At 53.2% G+C, this 8,298-nt stretch carries 7 protein-coding genes; 3 read left to right on the top strand and 4 right to left on the bottom strand.

The annotated features are described in order from the left end of the window. Positions 1–125: 125 nt before the first annotated feature. Positions 126–1,745 (bottom strand): 3-dehydroquinate synthase, encoded by a 1,620-nt coding sequence (aroB, locus tag C5S61_RS26520; RefSeq protein ID WP_110520591.1) that lies wholly within the window; start codon positions 1,743–1,745, stop codon positions 126–128. Between the two features lie 76 nt (positions 1,746–1,821). Next, on the bottom strand, positions 1,822–1,959 hold the full coding sequence (locus tag C5S61_RS27015; RefSeq protein WP_164689803.1) for a hypothetical protein: 138 nt from the start codon (positions 1,957–1,959) through the stop codon (positions 1,822–1,824). Between the two features lie 155 nt (positions 1,960–2,114). Between C5S61_RS27015 and prmC the strand changes: the two genes are divergently transcribed. Further along, positions 2,115–2,957: a peptide chain release factor N(5)-glutamine methyltransferase gene (prmC, locus tag C5S61_RS26525; protein WP_164689806.1), complete on the top strand. Its 843-nt coding sequence runs from the start codon at positions 2,115–2,117 to the stop codon at positions 2,955–2,957. Here the strand turns inward: prmC and C5S61_RS26530 are convergent. After that, positions 2,954–3,997 carry a CAP domain-containing protein gene (locus C5S61_RS26530; protein ID WP_164689804.1) on the bottom strand — a complete coding sequence of 348 codons (1,044 nt, stop codon included), beginning with the start codon at positions 3,995–3,997 and terminating at the stop codon, positions 2,954–2,956. The two genes, prmC and C5S61_RS26530, sit on opposite strands and share 4 nt — an antisense overlap. Before the next feature lie 208 nt (positions 3,998–4,205). Between C5S61_RS26530 and C5S61_RS26535 the strand changes: the two genes are divergently transcribed. Then, positions 4,206–6,395, top strand: coding sequence for an ATP-binding protein (locus tag C5S61_RS26535; protein ID WP_110520597.1), 2,190 nt, complete (start codon positions 4,206–4,208; stop codon positions 6,393–6,395). Here C5S61_RS26535 and C5S61_RS26540 read toward each other — a convergent pair. Continuing rightward, complete coding sequence (locus C5S61_RS26540) at positions 6,386–6,883, bottom strand: MarR family winged helix-turn-helix transcriptional regulator (RefSeq protein WP_110520599.1); 498 nt, start codon at positions 6,881–6,883, stop codon at positions 6,386–6,388. The two genes, C5S61_RS26535 and C5S61_RS26540, sit on opposite strands and share 10 nt — an antisense overlap. A gap of 128 nt (positions 6,884–7,011) precedes the next feature. Between C5S61_RS26540 and C5S61_RS26545 the strand changes: the two genes are divergently transcribed. Then, positions 7,012–7,893 carry an EamA family transporter gene (locus tag C5S61_RS26545; RefSeq protein ID WP_240614574.1) on the top strand — a complete coding sequence of 294 codons (882 nt, stop codon included), beginning with the start codon at positions 7,012–7,014 and terminating at the stop codon, positions 7,891–7,893. Positions 7,894–8,298 lie beyond the last annotated feature (405 nt).

The following is an 8,298-nucleotide window of genomic DNA, read 5'->3' on the forward strand; positions in this document are numbered from 1 at the left end:
CATCCCCCTGCACCCCCTAATATTGGTTTTATAGATTGTTTTTATTAATGCTGATGCCCCACACATCCTCTTAATATAGGCTAAAAACCTCTCGCCTACTGAACACGGGTGAGGAGATCAATATTTTAGGCTTGGTCGACTAGTTCATGAACCAGTTTGCGCACCAGTTCTGGATCGACGTGCGACTCAACTTGGGCATGGCCAATTTTGGTTGGCAGCACCCAGCGCACGCTGCCCTTGGCGCGTTTTTTATCCAAGTTGAGTGCTGTCAGCGTGGCCTCGATGTCCAAATCGCGCGGCAATGCTGTGGGCAGATCCAAGGCTTGCAACAAGGCACGTTGGCGTTCGGCCTCGGCGCTTGTCCACATGCCAAGCTGCACTGCAAGGTTGGCGGCAAAGGTCATGCCAATTGCTACTGCCTCGCCATGCACATAGCGTTTGTAGTGGGTTGCGGCCTCAACTGCTTGGCCCAGCGTATGGCCATAATTCAACAGCATGCGCTCGCCAGTTTCGCGTTCATCGCGATTGACCACGCCAATTTTAACTGCCGCCGAACGCACCAACAGCTCGCTGGTGATGTTGGCGGGCACATCATTGAGGCTGGCTCCTGCACGCTCCAAATCATCAAACAACGCTGCATCAGCAATAACGCCATGTTTGACGGCTTCGGCCCAGCCTGCGGCACGTTCGCGGCGTGGCAAGCTGCTCAGCACTGCATCATCAATTAATACCAAGCGTGGCGGATGAAACGCGCCAATTAAATTTTTGCCGCGTGGGTGATTAATGCCCGTTTTGCCGCCAATGCTGCTATCGATCATCGCCAAAATGGTGGTTGGCAACTGCACAACCGCGATGCCGCGCAAAATTGAGGCCGCGATAAAGCCCGCCAAATCGCCAACCACGCCGCCACCAAGCGCCAAAACGGTATCGCCACGCTGCACGCCATTTTCCAGCAGCCAGGTGTAGAGTTCGCCCGCTTGTTGCCATGATTTGCTGGCTTCTTGGGCCGGAATATCGTAGCGTTGGCAGCTAAAACCTGCATTCTCCAAGGCTTGGCTCACGGTTGGCGCATACAGCGGCCCAACATGGGTATCGCTGATCAGCCAGCATGTGCCGGTCAAGCCAAGGTTGGCAAGTTCGTTGGGCAGCGCTGCCAGTGCGCCGCTTTTGACATAATAGCGACTGTTGAACGAGCTAAATACTTCGCTGACCTGGGGCTTGCCCACCAAGCCCCAAGCGCGAATCAGTTGCTCAACCACAATCTGCGGCGCTAAACCATCGGTCTGGATGGTCCAATTGGCAAGCGTGCTATAAAGTGGCAAGCGCTCAGCCAGCTGAATGACCAGTTTTTGGCTCACATCGTCGGCCAACAATGGCCGTGGATTACTTGGATCGTTGCTGAGCCTTTGAACCAAGGTGCTGATGGCGCTGGTGAGATACACACACCAGGCTTGTTCGCGCAGCAATTGGCGATTAACTTCGCGCAAAACGATGCCGCCACCGCATGCGATGACGGCCTGTTCGGTTTGTAATGCTTGCACCAAGGCAGCTGTTTCGCGTTCGCGAAAACCAGCCTCGCCCTCGTCGCCAAAAATCTCGCTAATGCTTTTTTCTGCTCGCTCGATAATCAGTTGATCTAAATCGATAAAACGCCAGCCGAGGGCTTGAGCCAAGCCTACGCCAACGGTGCTTTTGCCTGCGCCGCTTGGGCCAATTAATGCAATCGATTGCCCAGATGGTTGCATGGTTGTATCCTTCCGTTACCACTAATGCCAATCTTGGCTTCTCATCTGGAGCGAATGGTAGCACCTTTGGCGATGCTCAGGCAAATTGGGTGATTAAGCGCTGAACGATGCTGGTTGCAGTGGCTTGATCCTCGCCACCAAGCGCCACGATCACCAAGAGAATCAAGAGTATAATAACCACCAATAAGATAAAGAAAATCACACCACGATCCACAATCCAACCTCCTTCGAGTGTGAAACTGCCGCGCCTGTGAGTTTGTTTGCTGCTAGCGCAATGATGCCTGATTCGCCAAGGAGTCTCTAGATGTGCAGATTACGAGTGCATTACGTAGGTATCGCAATATGCTGAGGAATTCCTGAATGGCAACCATAACTTTGCGCGAAGCATTAATTGAGGCCGCCAACCAATTGAGCAGCGTTTCGCTGACTCCGCAGCTTGATGCGCGGGTGTTGTTGGCGCATGTGCTCGGCCTCGATTCGACCCAAATTTTGGCCCGCTTCAACGAGCAACTTGCTGCTGAGCAGGCCGCTAGCTTTCAACAGTTGCTTAAACGGCGCAGTGCCCTAGAACCAATTGCCTACCTGATAGGCTCGCGCGAATTCTATGGCTTAACATTTAACGTTGATCAACGGGTTTTGGTGCCGCGGCCTGATACCGAGATTTTGGTCGAACAAGCACTCACTTGGATTAAGCAGCAAAATCGGCCTTTGGTGGTGGCCGATATTGGCACTGGCAGCGGTTGTATTGCGGTGGCGGTGGCCAAACATGCTCCCAATATCAAAGTATATGCGGTCGATCTTTCGCCAGATGCCTTGGCGGTGGCCCAAAGCAATGTTGAGCGCCATGGCCTGCAACAGCAAATTCAGCTGATTCATGGAGATGGCGTGAGCCAATTGCCCGAGAAAATTGATTTGCTGTTGAGCAACCCTCCCTATACCTTGCTCGATGAAATTGATCCTGGCGTGCGCTTGCATGAGCCAACGCTGGCGCTTGATGGCGGCCCCGATGGCTTGGATTGCTATCGCCAATTGTTGCCAGCAACAGCTACAGTTCTGCGCCAAGGCCGGCCAACCACAGCGTTGTTTGAGATTGGGGCTTGGCAAGGGCCAGACGTGGTTGCGCTTGCCCAAGCCAGTTTTCCTCATGCCACAATTCAGTTGCTGCGCGATTTAGCAGCCCGTGATCGGGTGGTGCAGATCGAGCAAACCTAGCGTGCGCCAAAATTGGCAGTCCAGTAGATTTTATAGGTTGTATTTGGATTGCGGGCGATGCCAATGCCAATTTCTGTTACATCGGCGGAGAGCATATTTGTGCGATGGCCGGGGCTTTGCATCCACGCATCAACCAAGGCTTGAACATCGGTATAGCCAGCTGCCAAATTTTCGGCCCAAGCCCGCCACGAGTAGCCAACCCGTTGCATGCGTTCGCCAGCATTGGAGCCATCGCTGCCCGTATGCTCGAAGAAGTCGTTGCGCGCCATATCATCACTATGAATTTGCGCTGCTTGGTTGAGGGTTGGATTGATCGTGAGCGCACTCAGGCCGTTTTGGCTGCGCTGGCGATTAATAGCATCGACCAAGGCCGTGACTTCGCTCGGATAACTGGGGTTGGTCGCGGGCTTGAGTTCTGCGCCCAAACGGCCAAGCAAAATTCCCGCGCTAGGGTGATTTTCGAGCCGAGCGCGTTCAAACCATTGGGTCATCACCCAATCGCCGTCGGGGTTTTGCTCAAGGCGCGGCTCGGTGAGCGGCAAGCCCAGCAAACTCAACGATTGCTCGTAGGCATTCAGCGAATCGTCGAGCAAGCCATGATTAACCCAATAGCTCAGATATGGCTCACAAACTGAGCGCCCAGTTTCGTTAAAGACCAAACAGCCTTGGGTTGATTGATTGGTTTTGGGGGCGTTGCGCCAGTTGCCATGGCGTTGCTCGTAGATTTCGGCTCCCAAACGCCCAAGCAACACATCATACGGCGCTGCTAATTCGGGGTGTAATTCAAAGCGTTGGCGCTCAAAATATTGAGTCGTAAAGCTTCCATTGGCGGTTGTTTCGCTTTGAGCAGGCGAGAGCGGATAGCCAAAAACTGCCAAGCCGCCGTTTTGTTGCCAATATTCCAAAAAGCGCCCGCTAATACAATTTGTAATGCCTGGCACATCAGCAAAACAGAGGTTGATTTGGGCAACAGTGCTCGTAGAATTCAGGCTTAAACTGCCGCAAACCAGCACGAGCAGCAATAAAAAACGCAAGTGCATCATTGCTCCTTGGTAAGTGTTTCAGCATCAGTCCTTGTATTGTAGCGAGCTATTGGGCGAATAAATGGGGTACTTTCTGGCTAAAAGAGGATAGCATGCCAAGCTACCGATCGTCATAGTACGATTGGCAGATTTAAACCTGCTGCGACCTTTGTTTTTACAGCGCTTTTGCGGCATACTACACAATCAAGCTACGGGAGATCAGGTTATGCAACGCATTGGGTTTCCAACCTTCACCACACCATTGATTGGCCGCGATGCAGATGTTGCAGCGCTTGTGACTCGTTTGCGGCAATCGCCAACTCGTTTTACCACGTTGCTAGGCCCAAGTGGCACTGGCAAAACTCGCCTCAGCATTCAAATTGCCGATCGTTTGTATAGTGAGTTTCGCGATGGCGTAGCCTTTATCTCGCTCGCTACCCTCGCTGACCCCGATTTGGTGATTCCAACGATTGCCCGCACCTTTGGCTTGGCTGAGCGCGGTAGTTTGCTCTACGAAGAAGCTTTGGTGCAATTTTTGCGCGATAAGCAATGCCTGATTGTGCTCGATAATATGGAGCAGGTGATTGCTGCCGCGCCGCATGTGATTGGCTTGCTCAGCCAAACCGAGCAGGTGCGCGTGCTCGTTACTAGTCAGCAAGCTGCCAACGATCCCAACGAGGAAGTTATTCCAATTCCTCCATTGGCGATTCCGCTTGGCGGCGGCGCGGTGCAAATTGAAACCATTAGCATGAGTCCAGCGGTGGCCTTGTTTTTGGATCGGATTCGGCGCGTGCGGCCAGAATTTATGCTCGATCAAACCAATGCCTTGCATATCGTCGAGATTTGTCGGCGCTTGCGGGGTTTGCCTTTGGCGATAGAGTTGGTTGCAGCCCATAGCGATACACTGCGGCCCGCCGATTTGCTACTGTTGTTGCGCAATTATCTGCCTGCTGAGCAAAACGTGGGAGCCGCGCCAGCCCCTGAACAAGTGCTGCACCCAGTCTTGGATTGGTGCATTTCCTATAGTGTTCCGGCGATTCGCTGGTTGTTGCCGCGTTTGGGCGTGTTTCAGGGCGAATGGACGCTCAGCCAAGTGCAATTATTGGCCAACGAAGCTCCCAACGCGATCGATATTGCCAAAACCTTGGATGCAATGGTCGCCAAAGGGCTATTGCTGAACAACGCCGCCTCGGAAGAACCGACCTATACCATGCTCGATACGATTCGCCAATATGCTGCGCGCCAGCTCAAACGCAACGCCCAGTTGGATTATGCCTGTCACGATGTCCATGCCAAGGCGTTTCAACAATTGGCTTTGGATATTGATGCGGGCATTCGCCAAGGCCAAGGGATGCTTTGGCGCAAACACCTGAATCAAGCCATGCCCAATATTCGCAGCGCCTTGCAATGGCTCTATCAACAACAACGCTACAGCGATATTGCCCGCTTTATTGCGAGCATGGTGCTGCCGTTGTATCAACAAGGCTATATCCGCGAAGGATTGAGCTGGATTGCGCGGGTTGGGGCGCATGCTGCTAGCTTCGAGCCGCAAATTCAGCTGCATTTTGGCTATGCCAATGGCCTGCTGTCGTATGCAATTAGCGATTATCCTTCGGCGTTGCAAGCCTATGGTCAGGCGCTACCCCACGCAAAAATGCTCAACGATTTGGATTATCAAGCGCGTTTATTGAACAATCAGGGCATGATTTACGCCGAACAAGCCAATTATGCTGCTGCCCGCGAGGTCTACGAAGCGGCCTTGGCAATTCGCCAGCAACAAGCTAATGTTTGGGGCGAAGCGATTATTTTGAACAATCTTGGCTCGGTCGCGCAATTTCAAGGCGATCATCACGCTGGCCGCGATTATTTTCAAGCCAGTTTGGCAATTTACCAACAGCTCGGCGACCAAATGAGCCAAGCTGTCTCGTTTCAAAATATTGCCACGACCCAGCTGAATATGGATGAATATGCTGAGGCTGAGCAATTATTTCGTGAAAGCATCGCAATTCATCGCCAAAACGAAGAATCATCGCCATTAATTATGGCCTTGTATGGGTTGGGCTTGGCCTTGTTGCGCCAAGCGAGCAGCAAGCGTAGCGAAGCAGGCGACGTGTTGCACGAAGCAGTGGCGATGGCAGCGCGCTTAAATGTCCAACGTTCGTTGGCAATTTCCTTCGAGGGCTTTGCTGAATGGCTTGCACCAGTAAACCCTCACCATGCAGCCTATTTACTTGGGGGCGCGGCGAGCTTGCGCCAAGCCTGCGATGTTGGCTATTCGAGCGTCAGTTTGCGCGATGTGGCTAATCTGCGCGAGCAGCTTGACCAGCGTTTGGGCCAAATAGAGCGCCAAGCAGCCGAAGCCACTGGCGAAGCACTGAGCCAAGCCGAACTTTTGATGCTGGTTACTCAAGCCTGAGGTTGTTCCAAATCCAGCAGCCATGTGCGCAACAATTCGGCTAATTGGGCGTGTTGCTCCGTGCTCAAGCTGGCAATCAGCCGTCGTTCGTTGGCAAGATGGGCCTCGACCGCCTGATTAATTAAATCCAGACCCTGCGCTGTGAGCTGCACCAACAGGCTGCGCCGATCGTGCGGATCGGGGATGCGCTCGATCAAACCGCGAGCAGCCAAGCGATCAAGGCGGTTGGTCATTGCTCCTGATGAAAGCATAAGCGTATTGAATAAGGCGGTTGGGCTGCGCTGATAGGGCGCTCCCGACCGCCGCAAACTTGCTAGCACATCAAATTCCCCACGTTGTAAGCCAAATTGGCTGAATACCCGCGCCAATTCACGGCTCAAATGGTGTTCCAAACGCGCAATCCGCCCAATTAAGCCAATCGGCGACGCGTCAAGCTCCGGTCGTTCGCGCTGCCACTCTGCAATAAAACAATCTACTTGGTCTTGCATAATATATCTCGATATAAAGATACTTGACATGAAGATAAATGACGTATATCTTGATGTCAAGACAAATTATCAATACCATCAGGATAGCACAGACACGGCGCTGATGGAATTTAGCGAAGGTGGCGGCGATGCAACGGCTTTGGAATATGCTACTAACGGCGATTGCGCCGATTTTATGGGGCACGACCTATATTATTACAACCGAGTGGTTGCCAGCCAACCGACCCTTGTTGGTGGGCGTGATGCGGGCCTTGCCAATTGGCCTGATCTTTTTGGCGTGGGGGCGGCAATTGCCCAAAGGCATTTGGTGGTGGCGTTCGCTGGTGCTGGGCGCGTTGAATATTGGCTTCTTCTTCCCATTATTATTTATTGCAGCCTACCGTTTGCCTGGTGGCATCGCAGCTACGTTGGGCGCATTGCAGCCGTTTATTGTGGCATTTTGGGGCTGGATTGTGCTCAAAGAGCGGGTCAGCTCGCGCTTGCTGTTGATGGCGGGCTTAGGCGTGTTGGGGGTTGGCATGATGCTGATCAGCCCACAGGCCCAACTTGATATTTGGGGCATGCTGGCGGCGTTTGGCGGCGCGATGCTCTATGGCGTGGGCATTACGCTGAACAAACATTGGGGTCGGCCAGTGCCATTAATCACCTATACCGCTTGGCAATTGGTGGTTGGTGGCTTGATGATCGTGCCAATTGCCTTGTTGATCGAGGGCATGCCGCCAACCTTTACGCCAACCAACTGGCTTGGTTTTGGCCTGATTGGAATTGTCAATACTGGCATTGCCTATCTCTTTTGGTTTCGCGGCATCGAGCGCCTGCCAACCACTACAATGTCATTTTTAATTTTGCTCAGCCCAGTTTCGGCGACAATTCTCGGCTGGTTGGTGCTTGATCAACGCTTGAGTTGGCTGCAAATGCTTGGGGCGTTGGTTGTACTCGCGAGCATCGTATTGAGCCAACTGCCAAATCGCAAGCCAGCCCAGCGTTTGCAGGTAGCCCGGAGAAGCTGATCCACGAAGGACACGAAGGGCCACGAAGGCAGGAAACCGCGAAGGTCACGAAGGTCACGAAGCACGATTTTTTTGCCACAGATTGGCACAGATTGTTGGGATTATGTTCTATGTGTAATGGTTTATTGGGTTAACCCTCACCCCAACCCCTCTCCCACGCGGCGGGCGAGGGGCTTTAACTCGCTGGTTTGTCCGTCATTCGTCGGTAAAAATGCTCCCCCTCGCCCGCGTTTTCGTGGGCGAGGGGGCTGGCTTCCAAGGGTAGGTTTTGTGATCCCCTCACCCCAACCCCTCTCCCGTGCGCGGGCGAGGGGCTTTAATTGTGCAGTTCTGTCGCAATGCGTGATACAAAACGGTCGGCTCCCCCTCGCCCGCGTTTTCGTGGGAGAGGGGGCTGGGGGGCTG

Origin of the sequence: Herpetosiphon llansteffanensis, from assembly GCF_003205875.1 — a bacterium.
GTDB lineage: Bacteria > Chloroflexota > Chloroflexia > Chloroflexales > Herpetosiphonaceae > Herpetosiphon > Herpetosiphon llansteffanensis.

Bases quoted from the DNA above. Each gene is read 5' to 3' on its own strand.
- C5S61_RS26535 (WP_110520597.1), top strand. From the start codon at position 4,206: ATGCAACGCATTGGGTTTCCAACCTTCACCACACCATTGATTGGCCGC.
- C5S61_RS26545 (WP_240614574.1), top strand. From the start codon at position 7,012: ATGCAACGGCTTTGGAATATGCTACTAACGGCGATTGCGCCGATTTTA.
- C5S61_RS26540 (WP_110520599.1), bottom strand. From the start codon at position 6,883: ATGCAAGACCAAGTAGATTGTTTTATTGCAGAGTGGCAGCGCGAACGA.
- C5S61_RS26530 (WP_164689804.1), bottom strand. From the start codon at position 3,997: ATGCACTTGCGTTTTTTATTGCTGCTCGTGCTGGTTTGCGGCAGTTTA.
- aroB (WP_110520591.1), bottom strand. From the start codon at position 1,745: ATGCAACCATCTGGGCAATCGATTGCATTAATTGGCCCAAGCGGCGCA.